The organism is Streptomyces sp. NPDC054872 (assembly GCF_053610705.1).
Genome location: NZ_JBSGYY010000008.1, coordinates 169,128 through 186,442 on the forward strand (window position 1 = coordinate 169,128; position 17,315 = coordinate 186,442).

The following is a 17,315-nucleotide window of genomic DNA, read 5'->3' on the forward strand; positions in this document are numbered from 1 at the left end:
TCTTACTGCGCCACTGCTTCAAAAAACGTCACACCCGCGCCGAACGGGGTCTTTGAGCAGGTCAGGAGCGTGGGAGAGGCGGGTCAGGAGCGGGGCAGTACGGGCTGCGCGCTGTAGGAGGAGGTGGGGGCCGGCGTCGGCCGCGGGGCCGGGGGCGGCGCGACGACCGGCGGGACGGGCTTGCTGCCGCCGTTGCCCCAGTGGTCGTTGCCGCCGCCGGATGATCCGTCTCCGTCGCTGTTGTCGCCGTCGCCGCCCTTGTCGCCGTCGTCGTCGCCACCACCACTGCCACCGCTGCTACCGCCGTTGTGCTCGCGGTCGCCGCCCGACCCGTCCAGTACGCGACCGCAGAACTCGGTCACCCGCTGGGAGCCCTTGGCCGCTTCTTCGAGGCGGCGCCTCTTCTCGCCCTGGAGTTCTCCGCTGCGGTAGTCGCGGCAGGCGGAGACCACTTTGCGGTACCAGCCCTTCGCCTCGTCCTCGCGCTGCGGATCACCGGAGCCGGGCTGTGTGGTGCCCGCGGTGCCGCCCTTGGACGCGCCCGCGGAATCCTCGGTCTTCCGCGGCGGGGCACTGCTGCCGGGCTCGCGCGTGGGGCCCTCGGGGGAGGTGGTCACGTCGTCGGGCTCGATGTCCGGGGTGTCGCTCGCCCCCGCGGACGGGGACGCGAGCGGCTCGGGCGAGGCGACGGAGGATGTGGAGGTGGCGGGCCCCGGCTGGTCCCGGTCGCCGAACGGGGAGGGCAGCACGCCCGTACCGGCCGCGACGGCGACCCCGCCGATCATGCAGCCGGCGAGCACGGCGGCGAGGCCGTAGCGCAGGGGGCGGGCCCAGCGTGCGGGGCGCGGGGGTGCGGCCGAGCGACCGATACGTACGGTTTCGCCCGCTCCCACGCGCGTAGAAGCCGCCCGGGGGCCACGGGCCTCCCGGAACGCCGCGAGCGCGGCTGCCTCACCGGGGAGTTCGGCGGAGACGTCGGCGGGTACGACCGATCCCGCGCGGTCGTCCGCGGCCAGCGCGGCCAGGGCCTCGGCCAGTCGCGCGGCCTGTTCCTGGGTGTGAGGGTCGGTTCCGTCGATGGACTCACCGCTCAGCAAACGCTCCGCCGTGTCGCGGTCCAGCCACCTGTAGTCCTCGTCGGCCATCACATGTCCTTCTGCGCCCGCGAACGCGAATGCGTCACACCGGCGGATGTCACCGCGCGCCCGCGCCGCTCCCTCTGCGGCGGTACGGCGTCGAGGGCGCCCTCGCTCGGCGGGCCCTCGGCGCCGAGCAGTTCGGCGAGCCGCTTCAGGCCGCGGTGCGCGGCGGTGCGGACCGCGCCGGGGCGTTTGCCGAGGGTCTGGGCGGCGCTCTTGGCGTCGAGGCCGACGACCACCCGGAGTACGACCGCTTCCGCCTGGTCCTGCGGGAGCTGGGCTATCAGGGCGAGGGCGTCGCCGGTGGCGAGGGACTCCATCGCCTCGTCGGCGGTGTCCGCCTCGCCCGGCTTTCCGGTCAGCTCGGTCTCGTCGCCGCCTATCGCCGGGCGGCGGCCGCGCATGCGTATGTGGTCGAGGGCTCGGTTGCGCGCTATGCGTGCGGCCCAGCCGCGGAACCGGTCCGCGTCGCCGCTGAAACGGTCGAGGTCACGGGCTATCTGCAGCCAGGCCTCGGACGCGACGTCCTCGGCGTCCGGGTCTCCGACCAGTGTCCGTACGTAGCCGAGCAGCCGCGGGTGCACGGCGCGGTACACAGTCCGGAACGCGGTCTCGTCCCCGTCCTGCGCCGCAAGCACCGCGGCGGTCAGTTCCGCGTCGTCCCCCAGCACAACTTCTCCCTATGCGCCTACACCGGTTGCGGTCCTGCCCCCGCAGCCTGGCGCGAAGCAGCACGCTACGGGCTGAAGTGGGCTCACGTCCATGTTTGGTACAACGTGCAACTAGCGCGTGACAGTACGCGGTGTGACAGAAAACGCACGCGCGGCGCTGAAGGGAGTACGGGCCGCGTGCGGTCCGTCCGCGTGACGGCCGGGGTCTCTCCTGTGGGGGGTGGCGACCCCGGCCGCTCACCTTGGCGGGGCCCGGCGGTCTGACTCCGCGGCTTCGCCGCCCCGGGTTTTGTCCCGCGACGCCCATCCCCCTGAACGCGCACCCGCCTCGGCGGCTTCGCCGCCCGGGGATTTTTGATCCCCGCCGCCCATCCCGCTGAACGTCGCGCAGTTCCCCGCGCCCCTATCAGGGCGCCCGCTCAGCCACGCCGCACCCTCCTCGGCAGCTTCGCCGCCCCGGAATTTGATCCCCGCCGCCCATCCCGCCGAACGTCGCGCCGTTCCCCGCGCCCCCAATCAGGGCGCCCGCTCAGCCGCGCCAGTCGTCGTTCGGGCGGGTGGGTGGGGGGTGTTCTGTGGATGCGGTGGCGCGGGCCGAGCGGAATGCGGCTAGGGCTCGGCGTTGGGCCTCCGTGTCGACCCGGTCTGCGCGGATCGCCTCCGCCAGGCGCCTGGCGAGGGTGCCGGCAACCGCCCGCGGCCGGCTCACCCCGCACCCCCCAGTTGCCGCGCAAGGCGTCGAAGCCCCCGGTACGCCGCGGTCCGTACCGCCCCGGGGCGTTTGCCCAGTACCCGCGCCGCGGCCCCCGCGTCGAGGCCGACCACGACCCGCAGCAGCACCGCCTCCGCCTGGTCCGGCGGCAGCCCGGCGATCAGCGCGAGCGCCTGGCCCGTGGAGATCGACTCCAGCGCCTGCTCCGAGGTGCTGAGCGGCCCGGGGAGATCGAGCATGTCCTGATCGAGAGCGGACGGGCGCGGCCTGACCTTCTGGCGCCGCAGGTGGTCAAGTGCCCGGTGGCGCGCGATGGTCGCCGTCCAGCCGCGAAAGCCGGCGCCGTCACCGCGGAACCGCCCCAGATCACGGGCGATCTCCAGCCAGGCCTCGGCCGCGATGTCCTCCGCGGTCTCGCCGTCGTGGCCGACCAGGCCCCGCAGATAGCCGACGAGCCCCGGCTGCACCAGGCGGTAGGCGACCGCGAAGGCCGCCTCGTCACCCTCCTGCGCCCGCGCGACCGCGGCGCCGAGCTCCTCGTCCCGCGCCCGTGCGCGACGGGGTTCCCCTCCTCGACCCACGCTTTCCCATCCGTACCGACGCGACACAGCTCACCGTGTCCGTGCCTCCACGCTGAGCTGCGCCAGAGCCGACAGAAATGTCACAGGTGGCTGTCACGGATGCGGACGGCGTCTCACACCTCGAACAGCGAGCCGCCGCCCGTGCCCATGCCGAGCGCTTCCATGTCGAGGACCAGGGAGGGGTCGGGAGCCTGCGCGGCGACCGGCTTGTCGTAGTCGGACATCCGCATCTCCATCAGCTCGTCGCCCCGCTCCTGCGTCATGCCGACGATGTACGGCTTGTCGCCCGTCGCCAGATAGGCCGTCATGTCGTGCCCGCCGTCCGTCGCGGCGAGCGGCGTGACCTTCTCCCCGTGCCACCGCCTGTCCGGCAGCGCGCGGGCGCCCTCCATGTCGGCGTCCGACCCCGGCCCGCCGAGCTGGCCGAGCACCTTGTCGAGGTCGCACATCTTCGTCGGCGAGGCCGCGCCCGAACGCGCGCCCCCCTTCGGGAGTTTCATGTACTTGCCCCGGGCGAGATCCGTCCGCTCCCTGGCCGTGGCCGCGATCCGCGGCCCACGCTCCACGGCGGCGTCCCGGATCGCGTCGAGCGACGCGTCCGAGAAACGGACGTACGCCTCCTCGCCGCCGATCATGACCAACTCGCCCTGCTGCATGGGCCCCGAGTCGAAGGTGCCCGTGCAGTTGCTCCGGCGGTCCAGGTGCACGGAGACCTCCTGGTGGCCCTTGGGGCTGGTCATCTCGACCCCGATGCGCACGGAGTCGGCGCCCCTGAGGAGAGCCATGGCCTCGCCTGCGAGCCGCCCGCCCCGCACCTCGTCGGCGGGGGCCGAAGGCTCCGCGGGCGTCCGCTCGACCAGCCCCTCGTACACCTTTCCCTTCGCGCCGCAGGCCGCGAGCGCCCCCATCGCGAGACAGCAGGCGACTCCCCGCACCCACCGGCGTCTCTTCCCCACCCCTGGCACCAAGGCCCCCACCCATCCTCTTCGTTCACACCTGTCAGGTGACTCAGCGCAATGATCCGCCCATATGTCACACCCCTGGAGTGCGGGATACGTCACGTCACATTTCACCCGCCCACGTACAACCGTTTGATCCTTCGGGCGGTCGTACGCACTCGCTTTGGTCAACCGGATCAGCCGGCAATTTCGTTGAGGGGTGGGGCATTTGAGCCCGCGTAAACCGCGCGAAACAGCGCGAAGCACGCACGCGTACAGACCACTGAGTCTCAAGCGCCGCGCGTGGCTGACGATCGGGGCCGTCGTCCTTGGCGGCGCGGGGGCCGTCACGTACGCGATGGCGGATCCCTCGGACGGGAGCCGGGCCGGTGACACCTCCCGCGGCAAGCGCCCGGTGAGCGTGCACGACATCGCGCTGAAGGCGGACGGCGCCAAGGAGAGGGAGCTGCCGCGCACGTCGACGGAGCAGTTCTCGCTGCTCGGTGTCTCGTGGACCGGCGTGACGAAGGAGCTCGAGGGCACGGCGCAGGTCCGCACCCGCTCCATCGAGAGCGACAAGTGGACCGGCTGGCAGCACCTGGACCTCGAACTGCACCTGCCCGAGAAGGCCGAGGCGGGCATGCGTGCCGCGTCCGAGCCGCTGTGGGTCGGCCCGTCGGACGGCGTGGAGGTCCGCGTGGTCGCGGCGGACGGTACCGCGAGTACCGCACTGCCCACGGGACTTGAGGTCAACCTCGTGGACCCGGGGGTGACGTCCAAGGAGGCGAACAACCCGGCGCTCGACGGTTCGGCGATGGCACCGGTGGCGTTCGCGGCCCCAGCGGCCGACGAGACGACGGTGCCGCCGGACCCGGGTTCGGGCGGCGGTTCCGGGGAGCCCGAGCCGTCGGAACCCCCGACCGTCCCCCCGACGGAGGGACCGACAGAGGCACCCTCCTCGCCCGCCCCCACTGATCCGGGCACCGAGCCGCCCACGTCCCCCGCCCCCACGGGCTCCCCCACCGCCTCCCCTGACCCGGACCCCACGGTTCCGCCCGCTCCGACGTCCACGGTCACCAAGCCGCCCATGATCAGCAGGGCGGGCTGGGGCGCGGACGAGTCGCAGGTCGAGGACCCGCCGGAGTACATCGAGAAGGTCAAGGCGGTCTTCGTCCACCACACGGTCGGCACGAACGACTACAGCTGCGCCCAGTCGGCGTCCCTGGTCCGCGGCATCATGACGTACCACGTGGAGACCGAGGGCTGGAACGACCTCGGGTACAACTTCCTCGTGGACAAGTGCGGCCAGGTCTTCGAGGGCCGCGGCGGCGGCACCGATCTGCCGGTGCGCGGCGCGCACACGTTCGGCTTCAACGGTGAGTCCGCGGGCATCGCGGTCCTCGGCGACTTCGAGGGCAACGAGAACCCGGCCCCGGGCGAGACGTACAAGAAGGCGGGCAAGCCGACGCGCGCCACCCTCGAGTCGGTCTCCCGCGTCGCGGCCTGGAAGCTCGGCCAGTACGGAGGCGACCCGTCCGCCAAGGTCACGCTGACGGCGGCCGACGACACGGGCGTGTGGAAGAAGGGCGACACCCCCTCCCTCAACACGATCTCGGGCCACCGGGACGGCTTCGCCACCCTCTGCCCCGGCAAGAACCTGTACTCCAAGCTCGGTGAGATCCGCCGTTACGCGGCGAGCGCGGGCCGCAACTCCGCGATTCCCACGGCGGACTTCAACCGCGACGGCATCACGGACCTGGTGGCGGGCACGCCCAAGGCGTCCGGCGGCGTCGGCACGCTGACGATCGTCCCGGGCGGCCTCGACGGCCCGGTGGCCGGTTCCAAGAAGACCCTCACCCAGTCGAGCCCCGGCGTCCCCGGCGCCTCCGAGGCGGGCGACAACTGGGCCGCGGCCACGGCGTGGGGCGACATCAACGGCGACGGCCACGCGGACCTGGCGATCGGCGCCCCCGGCGAGGACGACACCTCGAACAAGGACCGCGGCGCGGTCACGATCCTCTACGGCCCCGCCTTCGACACCGGCACGGACATGCAGCTGGCGGACGACTTCCACTACCCCGGCGCCAAGTTCGGCTCCGCGGTGGCGGTCGGCGACTTCAACGCGGACGGCAAGGCGGACGTCTTCGCGGCGTCCACCGGCACCGGCGGCAGCTGGGCGGCCCGCTTCAAGGCGGGCAACGAGGTGGGCGGCACCCTCACGTCGGGCGACACGGCCATCTCGTACGCGGATGCCGCGTCCGGCGACTTCAACCGTGACGGCTACGCGGACGTGGCCCTGAACTACCGCGACCAGGCCGGCATCGGCAAGGTCCAGTGGTTCAAGGGCACCAAGTCGGGCCTGAGCAGGGTGGGTTCGCTCTCCGTCAAGGGCGGCCGCGCACTGGCCGTGGGCGACGTGAACGGCAACGGCTACGACGACCTGGTCATCGGCCAGCCGTACACGGCGGAGTCCGGCGCATACGCGGGCGGCCAGGTGACGGTGGTCCCCGGCACGTCGACCGGCTTCACGACCACAGGCCTCAAGACGGTCCACCAGGACACGTCCGGGGTCCCGGGAGCAGCCGAGTCGGGCGACGCGATGGGCTGGTCGGTCTCGGCGGGCGACTTCAACCTGGACGGTTACGCGGACGTCCTCACGGGCGCCCCGAACGAGGACATCACGCGTTCCGGATCGGCGAAGAAGGACGCGGGCACGAGCCTCCTCCTGAAGGGCGCGTCATCGGGCCTCACGGGCACCGGCGCCCAGGCCTTCTCCCAGGACACGGAAGGCATCACGGGCTCCACGGAGACCGCCGACCGCCTGGGCTCGTCGGTGATCCTCGCCGACCTCTCGGGCTACGGCCGCGCCGACCTCGCCATCGGCGTGGACGGCGAGGACGAGGGCAACGGCACGCTCCTCCAACTGGACACCGGCTCGTCGGGCGTCTCGACGACGAGCGCGGTCTATTACGGCCGCACACAACTCGGCACCCCAGCAGCAGCCCACTTGGGCCAGACGCTGACGCCGTAGAGGGAGGGCTTACGGGGGGGGGATTGCAGGAAAATCCCGCGGACACGCCGGTTGTCACCGGATGCCGCGGGATTTTTCTGCATCCGGCCCCAAGCCAACCCGCCACCCGCACCCCACGGTCAGACCCGGCTCCCCCGCTCCCGCCGTGACACCACGGCCCGCAGGACCCGGCGCCCTTCCGTGGAAATGTCCAGCGCCTGCCGCAGCCCACCGGCACCCGCGCCCATGCCCCCGCCCACGCCCACGCCTCCGCCCTTGTTGGCGAGGATCTCCAGAATCCGTACCTGGCGTCTCAGTTCGGCGGCGACCAGGGGTGAGACCCCCTCCGTGCGTTCCGCGCGCCGCGCGCTCAGGGCCGAAGCGCGGGTGCCTCCGTCCGGGCCGGTGTCGAGAAGCCGGTGGATCTGCAGCGCGGCCACGGAGCAGGCGTCGGCCCACTCGCGGAGTTCGGCGGCGGAACGCCGGGAGGGCACGGCGCCGAGCATGCGGTAGGCGAGGGTGCTCGCCTCGTCGGCCGAGGGGTCCTCAAGGACGTCCGCGCCGCCCAGCGTCACCCGCGCCTCCGCGAGCGCCGCGTCCCAGGCGCCGCCCTCCGCGAGGCTCCCCCACAGCGGGCGCAGCACCTCGTCACCACCGCCGAGCAGCGGCACACACCGGTCGAGGCAGGCGAGCCCGCTCGCCGCCAGACCTCTCTCGTCGGCCTCGGCAATCAGCTCGACCAGACTCGCGCCGCCCATGTCGTACGCCTCCCGTCGGGGACAATGCATGTCCCCTACTGCGTGCGGGCCCTCGGTAACGTCACTGCGGCACCACGCCGAGCCGGTCCAGGAAGCGGAAGAAGAGCTCCTCGGCCGACGGTTCCGCGGCGGCGTTCAGCACATCGAGCAGCGTCGTGGGCGCCACTGTCCTGCCCGACTCCGCCGCCCAGGTCACCGCACGGTCCGCCGCGTCGCGCGGCTCCAGGAAGTAGTCGTCCAGGCTCAGGCCGTCGTCGCCGAGGTACCCGGCCATCGCGTCGCGGGCCAGGCACGTCGTCCATACCCCGCTCTCCGGGGCGGCCGCCTCGACGACCACGCAGTCGCTGTCCATGACGTATCCGAAGAGGGCGGGCGAACCCGTCTCCAGGGCCAGGGTGTTCATGTTGCCGACGTCGCGCGTGCCGTCGCCGCCGGGCACTTCCCACACCTGCCAGCCGTCGTCCCGCTGGACGAGGAGGCTGAGCTCGTCCCGCACCCCGGCCACCGCCGCGAGCTCCACGAGCGGCCGCTCGCTTCTGCCCACGACGTAATAACCCCAGTAGCCCATGCCCGCGTCTCCCCGTGTACTCGACTCCGGCCGATTGTGCTCGTCGATCGCGCTCGTCGACTGCGATCACCGGCTGCGGTCGACGGCCGCGATCGGCTTTGGGCCGAATACACCACAGACATAGGCAAGTTCGCCACCAGAAAGCCGAAAAAACGGATCTGGTGGCCCGAGGGTCTAGCCCACCCGGTCGGCCAGCTTCACGAATTCCGCCCAGGAGAGCTTCGGTTCGCGCGAGTCCCACAGCTTCTGGACCGTCGCCTTCAGCGGCATCCGGATGCCCTGCGCCACCTGCTCCTGCGTCTGCGAGCCGGCCAGGTCGCACCAGACCGCGAAGGAGCCGCCGAGGATCTGGTCGTCGTACTTCGCGTCCACCGGCTTCGTCCCGCGGATCACCAGCGGGGTCCACTGCTCGTAGATCCGCTGCCCGGTGGGATAGCGGAAGGCGTTGGGCTGGCCGAGGACGTAGTAGAGGTACTCGTCGTTGTAATTGATCACCTTCCGGCCCTCCTTCAGGTACTCGGCCGGCTCCCTCGCCCCGATCTCCTTGCCCGTCCAGTACGCGACGTCGATGTCGTCGTCGGCCTTCTCGACCCCGCCACGGAAGAACCCGTCGTTCCATGCCCTGAGCCCGCGCTCGTACGGGCGCATGGTCTCGGCCCTGTCGTTGAGCCAGCCGGTCGCGAGATCCTGCACGCGGGCGTCGGGCCCGTACTTGTCGCGGGCCGCGGCGGCCAGCTGCGGGTAGCTGGCCTCCGGGTCGGCGACCGTGAGGGCGGCGTACTCATCGGCTCCGAGGTGCCAGTAGCGCCCGGGGAAGAGGTCCGCGTACTCCTCCAGGAGGTCGTCGACGATCTCCGCGGCCAGCGGCTTGGAGATGTCGACCGCGCCGCGCGCGGCGACGCCCCGGGTGTCGCGGAGCTGGAGGGAGGGGTGCGCGGCGATGACCGTGCCGAGGTGGCCCGGTGAGTCGATCTCGGGCACGACGGTGATGTGACGGCTCGCCGCCAGCTTGAGGATGCGGCGGACCTGCGCCTTGCTGAGGTGGTCGCGCGAGACGATCTCGGGGTGCGATTCGGACTCGATGCGGAAGGCCTGGTCGTCGGAGAAGTGCAGGCCGAGCTGGTTGTACTTGAGGTCGCCGAGCTCGCGGATGCGGTCCTCGATCCACTTCGCGTCGAAGTGCTTGCGCGCGATGTCGAGCATGAAGCCCCGCTGCGGCTTGGCGGGCTTGTCGCGTACGACGCCTTCGGGCGCGGTTCGGCCGTCGCGCACCTCCTGCTTCAGGGTGCGGGTCCCGTAGAAGACGCCCGCTTCCTCGGGCGCGGAGATCTTCACCCGCTGCCCCTTCACGGAGAGGGTGTACGACTCGTCCCTGCCCTCCGAGGCGTCGGCGTCCCCCGGGGCGAGCACGAGCTGCACGTCACCCTTCCGGGGGTCGGCGTCACCGGCGTACGAGAGCTTCAGCTCACCGGCGAGCAGCTTGCCCTCGTCGGCGAGATCTTCGTCACCGATGACCACGCGCCCGCCGCTCCCCGGCTTCCACCCCGGTCCGCGCGCCGCACTGTGCTCGCGTACGGCGGGGATGGTGGCGGGGGCCTCGGAGAGGGGGTACGACTTCGTGGGCGAGGGGGTCGGGGAGACGGGGGCCTTGCTGTCGGACGGCGAAGCCGCGGGCGCGCCCCCGCCCCCGCCACCGGGCCAGACGGCCACGGCGAGCACGACGGCCCCGGCGACGAGCCCGGCGGAGGCGAATGCGAAACGCCGCTGTTGCTTCATCGGTGACCGCCTACAGCTGCCGGGTGGACGGGTGGGGGTGCGGGCAGGGACCGCGGGGCTGTGGCGGCACGGGGACCAACTGCCGGGCAAACGGGTGGGTGGGCGGGAGACATCCGCCGCCTACCGGCGGCGCACAGGACCCCCCGCCTACCGGCGGAGGCAGGACGAGCAGCGGGAGCAGGACGAGCTTGGAGGGCAAGACGAGCAGCACAGGCGGCAGTCATCCGGCCACGGTAAAACGGCCCCCGCACCGGTACCGTCCACCACGCGAAGCGAAACTCTCCCATCCGGGTGAAATTCACGCGTCCGTCAGACTGCCCCCACCAAGCCTCGCTAGCGTTGCGACAAAACCCCCACGCCTCCCTCGTCGATGCCCCCTGCCCAGGAGCCCCCGCTGTCCCAGCACCGTTCACCGAGCCCCGTCCCGGAGCAACTGAACACTGCCGAGCCCGGCGCGGCCGAAGCCGCGCTGCTCACCTGCTGCGGCAGCCACCTCTGGGCCCGCCGGCTGGTCGACCACCGGCCCTACCCCGACCTGGAAGCGCTGCTCGCCGCGTCCGACGAAGCGGCGTACGACCTGCCGCCCGCAGACCTCGCCGAGGCCCTGGCCTGCGAACCTCTGCGTCCCGTCCTTCCCCGGCAGGGGACGTACACCGCGGCCCACACCGCCCTGCGGGCCGCGCACGCCGCGTACGAAAGCCGGTTCGGTCACGTGTTCGTCATCTGCCTGGACGACGTCCCGCCGACCCAGGCCCTGGACCATCTGCTCGCCGGAATCCGCGCCCGCCTCGCCAACGACCCGGAGGAGGAGCGCGTCATCGCGGCCGAGGAGATGCGGAAACTGGCCCGCGGCCGACTCACCCGGCTCGCGCACGACCTGAATAGCCCGTACGTGCCTGTTTGATTGCCTGTTTGATCACACCTGGCTACCCCGCGCGAGCGAACCGACAACTCGTCGATACGATGACGAGCGGCCGGTGGACCGTACCCGGCCGGGCCCGTCCGACCACCCAAGCCGGCTGGCCCCAATCCCCGCTCCCGGAGGGTTCTGCCGTGCCGGCTGGAACGCTGTACCGCGGCCGGGAAGGAATGTGGTCCTGGGTGGCTCACCGAGTCACCGGCGTCCTCATCTTCTTCTTCCTGTTCGTGCATGTGCTGGACACCGCTCTCGTCCGCGTCTCCCCGGAGGCGTACGACGATGTCGTCAGCACCTACAAGACGCCCCTCGTCGCACTCCTTGAGTACGGCCTGGTCGCCGCCATCCTCTTCCACGCGCTGAACGGCCTGCGTGTCATCGCCGTCGACTTCTGGTCGAAGGGCCCGCGCTTCCAGAAGCAGATGCTCTGGACCGTCATGGGTATCTGGATCGTCCTGATGGTGGGGGCGCTCTACCCGGTCCTCGGCCACGCCGTCCGCGAAGTCTTCGGGAGCTGACGCCAGACATGTCCGACACCACGCTCGACAAAGCCGGAGTGGGTCCCGTCGAAGGCGCCTCGCTCTACGACGTCGACAACCCGGCTCCCCTCATCGAGGCGCCGCGCAAGCGCACCTCCAAGACCCCGCGCTCGACCCGCGGCAACTTCGAGATGGCCGCATGGCTCTTCATGCGCCTGTCCGGCGTCGTCCTCGTCGTCCTGGTCCTGGGCCACCTGCTGATCCAGCTGGTGCTCGACGGCGGCGTGAGCAAGATCGGCTTCGCGTTCGTCGCCGGTCGCTGGGCCTCGCCGTTCTGGCAGGTCTGGGACCTGCTGATGCTGTGGCTCGCGATGCTGCACGGGGCCAACGGCCTGCGCACGGTCATCAACGACTACGCGGAGCGCGCCAACACGCGCCTGTGGCTCAAGGGCCTGCTGTACACCGCCACGGTGTTCACCATCCTTCTGGGCACGCTGGTGATCTTCACCTTCGACCCGAACATCCGCTAAAGCCGAGGCGAACCCAGTGAAGATTCACAAGTACGACACTGTCATCGTCGGCGCCGGCGGCGCGGGCATGCGCGCGGCGATCGAGTCGACGAAGCGCAGCCGCACCGCGGTCCTGACGAAGCTCTACCCGACCCGCTCCCACACGGGCGCGGCGCAGGGCGGCATGGCCGCCGCGCTCGCCAACGTGGAGGAGGACAACTGGGAGTGGCACACCTTCGACACGATCAAGGGCGGCGACTACCTGGTCGACCAGGACGCCGCCGAGATCCTGGCGAAGGAGGCCATCGACGCGGTCCTCGACCTGGAGAAGATGGGCCTGCCCTTCGGCCGTACGCCCAAGGGTGAGATCGACCAGCGCCGTTTCGGCGGTCACTCCCGCAACCACGGCGAGGCTCCTGTCCGCCGTGCCTGCTACTCGGGCGACCGCACCGGCCACATGATCCTCCAGACGCTCTACCAGAACTGCATCAAGGAGGGCGTGGAGTTCTTCAACGAGTTCTACGTCCTGGACCAGCTCCTGGTGGAGGTCGACGGCGTAAAGAAGAGCGCGGGCGTCGTCGCCTACGAACTGGCGACCGGCGAGATCCACATCTTCCAGGCGAAGGCCGTGGTCTACGCGTCGGGCGGCACCGGCAAGTTCTTCAAGGTGACGTCGAACGCGCACACGCTCACGGGTGACGGCCAGGCGGCCTGCTACCGCCGCGGCCTGCCGCTGGAGGACATGGAGTTCTTCCAGTTCCACCCGACCGGCATCTGGCGCATGGGCATCCTTCTTACGGAAGGCGCCCGTGGTGAGGGCGGCATCCTCCGTAACAAGGACGGCGAGCGCTTCATGGAGAAGTACGCGCCGGTCATGAAGGACCTCGCGTCGCGTGACGTCGTCTCGCGCTCCATCTACACGGAGATCCGTGAGGGCCGCGGCTGCGGCCCCGAGGGCGACCACGTCTACCTCGACCTCACGCACCTCCCGCCGGAGCAGCTGGACGCCAAGCTCCCGGACATCACGGAGTTCGCGCGCACGTACCTCGGCATCGAGCCCTACACGGACCCGATCCCGATCCAGCCGACCGCGCACTACGCCATGGGCGGCATCCCGACGAACGTCGAGGGTGAGGTTCTGGCCGACAACACCACGGTCGTCCCCGGCCTCTACGCGGCGGGCGAGGTGGCCTGCGTCTCGGTGCACGGCGCCAACCGGCTCGGCACCAACTCGCTCCTGGACATCAACGTCTTCGGCAAGCGCGCGGGTGTCGCCGCCGCGGAGTACTCGGCGAAGAACGACTTCGTCGAACTCCCGGAGAACGCCGAGGAGCTCGTCGTCGCCCAGGTCGAGCGCCTGCGGGACGCCACGGGCAACGAGCGGGTCGCCGAGCTCCGCAAGGAGCTGCAGGAGACCATGGACGCCAACGTCATGGTGTTCCGCACGGAGCAGACGATTAAGACGGCGGTGGAGAAGATCGCGGAGCTCCGCGAGCGCTACCTCAACGTCTCGATCCAGGACAAGGGACGGCGCTTCAACACCGACCTCCTGGAGGCCATCGAGCTGGGCAACCTGCTCGACCTGGCCGAGGTCATGGCGCAGTCGGCCCTGGCCCGCAAGGAGTCCCGCGGCGGTCACTACCGCGAGGACTTCCCGAACCGCGACGACGTCAACTTCATGCGCCACACCATGGCGTACCGCGAGGTAGGCGACGACGGCGCCGAGTCGATCCGACTCGACTACAAGCCGGTCGTGCAGACCCGCTACCAGCCGATGGAGCGTAAGTACTGATGGCAACCCCGACCCTCGACAAGGAAGACGCCAAGCCCGAGGCCGGCTTCGCCGACTCCCCGTACATCACGGTCACCTTCCGCATCCGCCGCTTCAACCCCGAGGTCTCGGCGGACGCGACGTGGGAAGACTTCGAGATCGAGATCGACCCGAAGGAGCGTGTCCTCGACGCCCTTCACAAGATCAAGTGGGACCTGGACGGGTCGCTGACCTTCCGTCGCTCCTGCGCCCACGGCATCTGCGGCTCCGACGCCATGCGCATCAACGGCCGCAACCGCCTGGCCTGCAAGACCCTGATCAAGGACATCAACCCGTCCAAGCCGATCACGGTCGAGGCGATCAAGGGTCTGACGGTCCTGAAGGACCTGGTCGTCGACATGGACCCGTTCTTCCAGGCGTACCGCGACGTCATGCCGTTCCTGGTCACCACCGGCAACGAGCCGACGCGCGAGCGCCTGCAGTCGCCGGAGGACCGCGAGCGGTTCGACGACACGACGAAGTGCATCCTGTGCGCGGCGTGCACGTCGTCGTGCCCGGTGTTCTGGAACGACGGCCAGTACTTCGGCCCCGCGGCGATCGTGAACGCGCACCGCTTCATCTTCGACAGCCGTGACGAAGCGGGCGAGCAGCGCCTGGAGATCCTGAACGACAAGGACGGCGTGTGGCGCTGCCGCACGACGTTCAACTGCACGGACGCGTGCCCGCGTGGCATCGAGGTCACGAAGGCGATCCAGGAAGTGAAGCGGGCGCTGATCACGCGACGCTTCTGATTTCTTCCCGGCCTGTTTCTTCCTGGCCTGTTTCTTCCCGGCCTGCTTTACGCAGCCGCTGAGGGGCCCCGTCCCGGTCTTGCACCGGGGCGGGGCCTTTTCGCTGTTCCCGGCAGCTACCAGGACCTCGCTCACCCGTACCGGTGAACGCGTCGGGACCGGCCTTAGGCCCCTTCCCCGTCCTACGATGATGCTCTCGACACCAGCCCTCAGGAGGCACGCGATGTCCGCAGCAGCTGCCGAGCGGCCCCATGACGACCTCTCCGGCGAGCGGTCCCTGCTCGCCGAGGCGAACCTGCTCATGGATCGCAACCCGGGCCACCGCGTCGAGATCATCGGAGGCCAGATCACCGTGACCCCTCCCCCGGACGTGGCACATGCCCGCGCCCTCTCCCGGCTGAGGCGCCCGTTCGCCGTGGCCGGGCTCGACGGCGGGGAAACCGAGGTCCTCGAGGGCGTCGGTCTCTGGCTCCCCGCGGGCGCCGAGGACTACGCGATCCCCGACCTCGTCGTGGTCGACGCCGACATCGACGAGCACCTCATCGAGAACAACTGCTACGACCCCCTCTCCTTCCGCCTGGTTCTCGAAGTCACCTCCAGCAACTACCAGAACGACCTCCGGGCGAAGGTCACGTCGTACGCCGCGGCCGAGATCCCGGTCTACGTCATCGTCGACCGCAAGCACGGGCGCCTCCACACCCTCATGGACCCGTCCGACGACGAGTACAAGACCCACCAGGTCCACGCCCCCGGTCAGCTGGTCACCCTCCCCGAGTCGATCGGCGCGAAGGTCACGCTGGACGTGACGGAGGTCCTGGAGGCGGGAAAGTCTGTACGGAACGGAAGTTGAGAGCCACCGCCCCAGTCATCGCCCCAGCCGTCGATCAACGGAACCGAGTCCGCCTGGTGTCCTGACTCGGCCCAGAGATAGCGTTGGTTCGCTTCAGCTACCCTCCACCCCACGGGAGTCCCGAGTGAACCGCCCCAACCGCCTCCTGACGACCGCGCTTGCCGCGTCCGCGGCCCTGCTGTTGACCGCGTGCGGATCGGGAGGGGACAGCGACGACTCCTCCTCCGACAAGATCGAGGGGGCCGGGGACGGGGGCTCGAAGGCTTCCGCGAGCGCGTCGGCGAAGCCGGGTGGGGTTGCGCGGCCAAAGATCAAGCTCCCGGCCGAGTTCCAGGCGAACTTCGCGGGCTGGACGAACAGCGACCCGAAGCTCCAGGCCGTGTTGGACGACGGCAAGGAAGAACTGCGGGCGAAGTATGCGGCGATCATCGAGGCGAACCCGGAGTCGGAAGCGGTGGCGTTCTACGACGCTGGCAGCTCTCTCACCACGGCCCGTAAGTGGATCAAGGGATTCATCGAGACCGACGACAGCTTGATCGGCGAGATCAAGGTCTACGACCCGAAGGTCAACGTCAGCGGCAAGGACGCGGCCGTGTTCTTCTACTGCGTCGACGAGCGCGAGTCGTCCACGAAGAACCGCAAGACCAAGAAGGTCACCGCCACCCCCGACACCCCCGAGTCCGTACTGCAGTACCGGGCCCGGCTCACCAAGTCGGAGCATGGCGTGTGGCAGACCGTCTCGCTGGAGACCGTCCCTGGCGGTTGCAAGTAATGCGGACCACGGCGAAGGCGGGCGCCATCCTGCTCGCCACAGCTCTCGCCCTCGGCTTCTCATCGACGGCCGCGTACGCCATCGGGGACAAGAACAACCAGAATCCGCCCGGGCCTTCGGGCGGCGCGAACAACAACACCCTGAACGCCGGGGTCGGCGCCACGAACATCACGGTCAACCAGGTCAGCGGTGGCAAGGGCGGCTCCTCCACCAAGGGGCTCGCCCCGGTGGACCCCAACTGGAAGCCCCCGGCCTGCTGGTACGAACCCGTGGCGACGTCCGAGGAGGTGAAGGCCGCGACGGACCAGCTCAAGAAGACCCCGAACGAGAACCTGGTGCCTGTCACGCCTTCGCTCAGCTGGGGGCAACAGCTGATGGTGGACTACTACGAGAAGGGCAAGCCGCAGAGCGACGGCACGAAGAGCTACAAGAACTTCAACCTCGGCAAGGACGGCAAGTTCTGGCGCGGTGTCGTCAATCCGGACATGGAAGATGATCCGGAGGCCTACGACTGCGAGGAGACCCTCTTCTGGCAGGACGCCGGAACCCTCCCGAAGATCGACAACGCCCCCACGCCCGAGGTCCTCGCCTCATACGCGTACGACAAGGTCAAGGTCCCGGACACCAAGGTCGAGCTCAAGCCGGAAGCCAAGTCCACGGTGAACCTGCCCACGTGGGTCTGGCTGGACAAGGGCACCTTCGAGGACGTCAAGGTCCGCGCCGAGCTGCCCGGCACAGGCCTGTGGGCGGAGACCACGGCCAAGCCGGTCAGCCTGCACCTGGAGCCTGGCACGGCGGACGCGACGACGTTCCCCGCGTCGGGCGAGTGCAAGGTGAACGAGGACGGCAGCATCGGCACCCCGTATACGAGGGGCTCCTCCGAGGAAGACCCACCGTGCGGCATCGCGTACCTGCGGGCCACCGGGGGCGAGCCGTTCCAGCTGAAGGCTTCCATCACCTGGGAGATCACGTGGGAGGGCTCCGGCAACACCGGCGGCGACCTTCCGAACGGAACCTTCGACGGGACTCAGGACATCAACGTCCAAGAGATCCAGTCCATCAACCGATAGACGA

Annotated in this window: 16 protein-coding genes; 9 read left to right on the forward strand and 7 right to left on the reverse strand. The window is 70.2% G+C overall.

Annotated features, from left to right (window positions below; all coding sequences use genetic code 11):
- Nucleotides 1–83: 83 nt before the first annotated feature.
- The 4 genes from ACWGIH_RS12700 to ACWGIH_RS12715 all read right to left on the reverse strand — a co-directional run bounded on the left by ACWGIH_RS12700 (nucleotide 84) and on the right by ACWGIH_RS12715 (nucleotide 4,059).
- Nucleotides 84–1,145 carry a hypothetical protein gene (locus ACWGIH_RS12700; RefSeq protein WP_453448067.1) on the reverse strand — a complete coding sequence of 354 codons (1,062 nt, stop codon included), beginning with the start codon at nucleotides 1,143–1,145 and terminating at the stop codon, nucleotides 84–86.
- The gene (locus tag ACWGIH_RS12705) at nucleotides 1,145–1,810 is read right to left on the reverse strand and encodes an RNA polymerase sigma factor (RefSeq protein WP_451207272.1); all 666 of its coding nucleotides are present in this window, start codon (nucleotides 1,808–1,810) and stop codon (nucleotides 1,145–1,147) included. Before ACWGIH_RS12705 ends, ACWGIH_RS12700 begins: the two co-directional genes overlap by 1 nt.
- 705 nt (nucleotides 1,811–2,515) lie before the next feature.
- Nucleotides 2,516–3,103, reverse strand: a complete 588-nt coding sequence (locus ACWGIH_RS12710; protein ID WP_453448066.1) for an RNA polymerase sigma factor — start codon at nucleotides 3,101–3,103, stop codon at nucleotides 2,516–2,518.
- Between the two features lie 113 nt (nucleotides 3,104–3,216).
- On the reverse strand, nucleotides 3,217–4,059 hold the full coding sequence (locus ACWGIH_RS12715; protein ID WP_453448065.1) for a hypothetical protein: 843 nt from the start codon (nucleotides 4,057–4,059) through the stop codon (nucleotides 3,217–3,219).
- 202 nt (nucleotides 4,060–4,261) lie between these two features.
- On the opposite strand from ACWGIH_RS12715, the gene ACWGIH_RS12720 reads away from it, so the two are divergent.
- Nucleotides 4,262–7,072: an FG-GAP-like repeat-containing protein gene (locus ACWGIH_RS12720; RefSeq protein ID WP_453448064.1), complete on the forward strand. Its 2,811-nt coding sequence runs from the start codon at nucleotides 4,262–4,264 to the stop codon at nucleotides 7,070–7,072.
- Between the two features lie 119 nt (nucleotides 7,073–7,191).
- On the opposite strand, the gene ACWGIH_RS12725 is transcribed toward ACWGIH_RS12720, so the two are convergent.
- The 3 genes from ACWGIH_RS12725 to ACWGIH_RS12735 form a co-directional block, all read right to left on the reverse strand.
- Nucleotides 7,192–7,839: a hypothetical protein gene (locus ACWGIH_RS12725; protein WP_453448063.1), complete on the reverse strand. Its 648-nt coding sequence runs from the start codon at nucleotides 7,837–7,839 to the stop codon at nucleotides 7,192–7,194.
- Nucleotides 7,840–7,870: 31 nt separating this feature from the next.
- Complete coding sequence (locus ACWGIH_RS12730; RefSeq protein WP_453448062.1) at nucleotides 7,871–8,377, reverse strand: hypothetical protein; 507 nt, start codon at nucleotides 8,375–8,377, stop codon at nucleotides 7,871–7,873.
- Nucleotides 8,378–8,551: 174 nt separating this feature from the next.
- Complete coding sequence (locus ACWGIH_RS12735; RefSeq protein WP_453448061.1) at nucleotides 8,552–10,153, reverse strand: beta-N-acetylhexosaminidase; 1,602 nt, start codon at nucleotides 10,151–10,153, stop codon at nucleotides 8,552–8,554.
- Between the two features lie 370 nt (nucleotides 10,154–10,523).
- On the opposite strand from ACWGIH_RS12735, the gene ACWGIH_RS12740 reads away from it, so the two are divergent.
- The 8 genes from ACWGIH_RS12740 to ACWGIH_RS12775 all read left to right on the forward strand — a co-directional run bounded on the left by ACWGIH_RS12740 (nucleotide 10,524) and on the right by ACWGIH_RS12775 (nucleotide 17,311).
- A complete protein-coding gene (locus ACWGIH_RS12740) occupies nucleotides 10,524–11,057 on the forward strand; it encodes a 2-oxo-4-hydroxy-4-carboxy-5-ureidoimidazoline decarboxylase (protein ID WP_453448060.1) in 534 nt (177 codons plus the stop codon).
- Nucleotides 11,058–11,206: 149 nt separating this feature from the next.
- Complete coding sequence (sdhC, locus tag ACWGIH_RS12745; RefSeq protein WP_160506796.1) at nucleotides 11,207–11,587, forward strand: succinate dehydrogenase, cytochrome b556 subunit; 381 nt, start codon at nucleotides 11,207–11,209, stop codon at nucleotides 11,585–11,587.
- Between the two features lie 8 nt (nucleotides 11,588–11,595).
- Nucleotides 11,596–12,078, forward strand: coding sequence for a succinate dehydrogenase hydrophobic membrane anchor subunit (locus ACWGIH_RS12750; protein ID WP_351172835.1), 483 nt, complete (start codon nucleotides 11,596–11,598; stop codon nucleotides 12,076–12,078).
- A gap of 16 nt (nucleotides 12,079–12,094) precedes the next feature.
- Entirely contained in the window at nucleotides 12,095–13,849 is a 1,755-nt protein-coding gene (sdhA, locus tag ACWGIH_RS12755) for a succinate dehydrogenase flavoprotein subunit (protein ID WP_453448059.1), read from the forward strand.
- Entirely contained in the window at nucleotides 13,849–14,619 is a 771-nt protein-coding gene (locus tag ACWGIH_RS12760; protein WP_453448058.1) for a succinate dehydrogenase iron-sulfur subunit, read from the forward strand. Before sdhA ends, ACWGIH_RS12760 begins: the two co-directional genes overlap by 1 nt.
- A gap of 223 nt (nucleotides 14,620–14,842) precedes the next feature.
- Nucleotides 14,843–15,469: a Uma2 family endonuclease gene (locus ACWGIH_RS12765; RefSeq protein WP_453448057.1), complete on the forward strand. Its 627-nt coding sequence runs from the start codon at nucleotides 14,843–14,845 to the stop codon at nucleotides 15,467–15,469.
- 124 nt (nucleotides 15,470–15,593) lie between these two features.
- A complete protein-coding gene (locus ACWGIH_RS12770; protein WP_453448056.1) occupies nucleotides 15,594–16,241 on the forward strand; it encodes a hypothetical protein in 648 nt (215 codons plus the stop codon).
- Nucleotides 16,241–17,311 carry a hypothetical protein gene (locus ACWGIH_RS12775; RefSeq protein ID WP_453448055.1) on the forward strand — a complete coding sequence of 357 codons (1,071 nt, stop codon included), beginning with the start codon at nucleotides 16,241–16,243 and terminating at the stop codon, nucleotides 17,309–17,311. Before ACWGIH_RS12770 ends, ACWGIH_RS12775 begins: the two co-directional genes overlap by 1 nt.
- Nucleotides 17,312–17,315: the final 4 nt, after the last annotated feature.

What these genes read in the sequence shown, in the direction of transcription:
- ACWGIH_RS12700 (WP_453448067.1), bottom strand. Translation starts at nt 1,145, where the DNA reads ATGGCCGACGAGGACTACAGGTGGCTGGACCGCGACACGGCGGAGCGT.
- ACWGIH_RS12725 (WP_453448063.1), bottom strand. Translation starts at nt 7,839, where the DNA reads ATGCATTGTCCCCGACGGGAGGCGTACGACATGGGCGGCGCGAGTCTG.
- ACWGIH_RS12730 (WP_453448062.1), bottom strand. Translation starts at nt 8,377, where the DNA reads ATGGGCTACTGGGGTTATTACGTCGTGGGCAGAAGCGAGCGGCCGCTC.
- ACWGIH_RS12765 (WP_453448057.1), top strand. Translation starts at nt 14,843, where the DNA reads ATGTCCGCAGCAGCTGCCGAGCGGCCCCATGACGACCTCTCCGGCGAG.
- ACWGIH_RS12775 (WP_453448055.1), top strand. Translation starts at nt 16,241, where the DNA reads ATGCGGACCACGGCGAAGGCGGGCGCCATCCTGCTCGCCACAGCTCTC.
- ACWGIH_RS12750 (WP_351172835.1), top strand. Translation starts at nt 11,596, where the DNA reads ATGTCCGACACCACGCTCGACAAAGCCGGAGTGGGTCCCGTCGAAGGC.
- ACWGIH_RS12735 (WP_453448061.1), bottom strand. Translation starts at nt 10,153, where the DNA reads ATGAAGCAACAGCGGCGTTTCGCATTCGCCTCCGCCGGGCTCGTCGCC.
- ACWGIH_RS12760 (WP_453448058.1), top strand. Translation starts at nt 13,849, where the DNA reads ATGGCAACCCCGACCCTCGACAAGGAAGACGCCAAGCCCGAGGCCGGC.
- ACWGIH_RS12740 (WP_453448060.1), top strand. Translation starts at nt 10,524, where the DNA reads ATGCCCCCTGCCCAGGAGCCCCCGCTGTCCCAGCACCGTTCACCGAGC.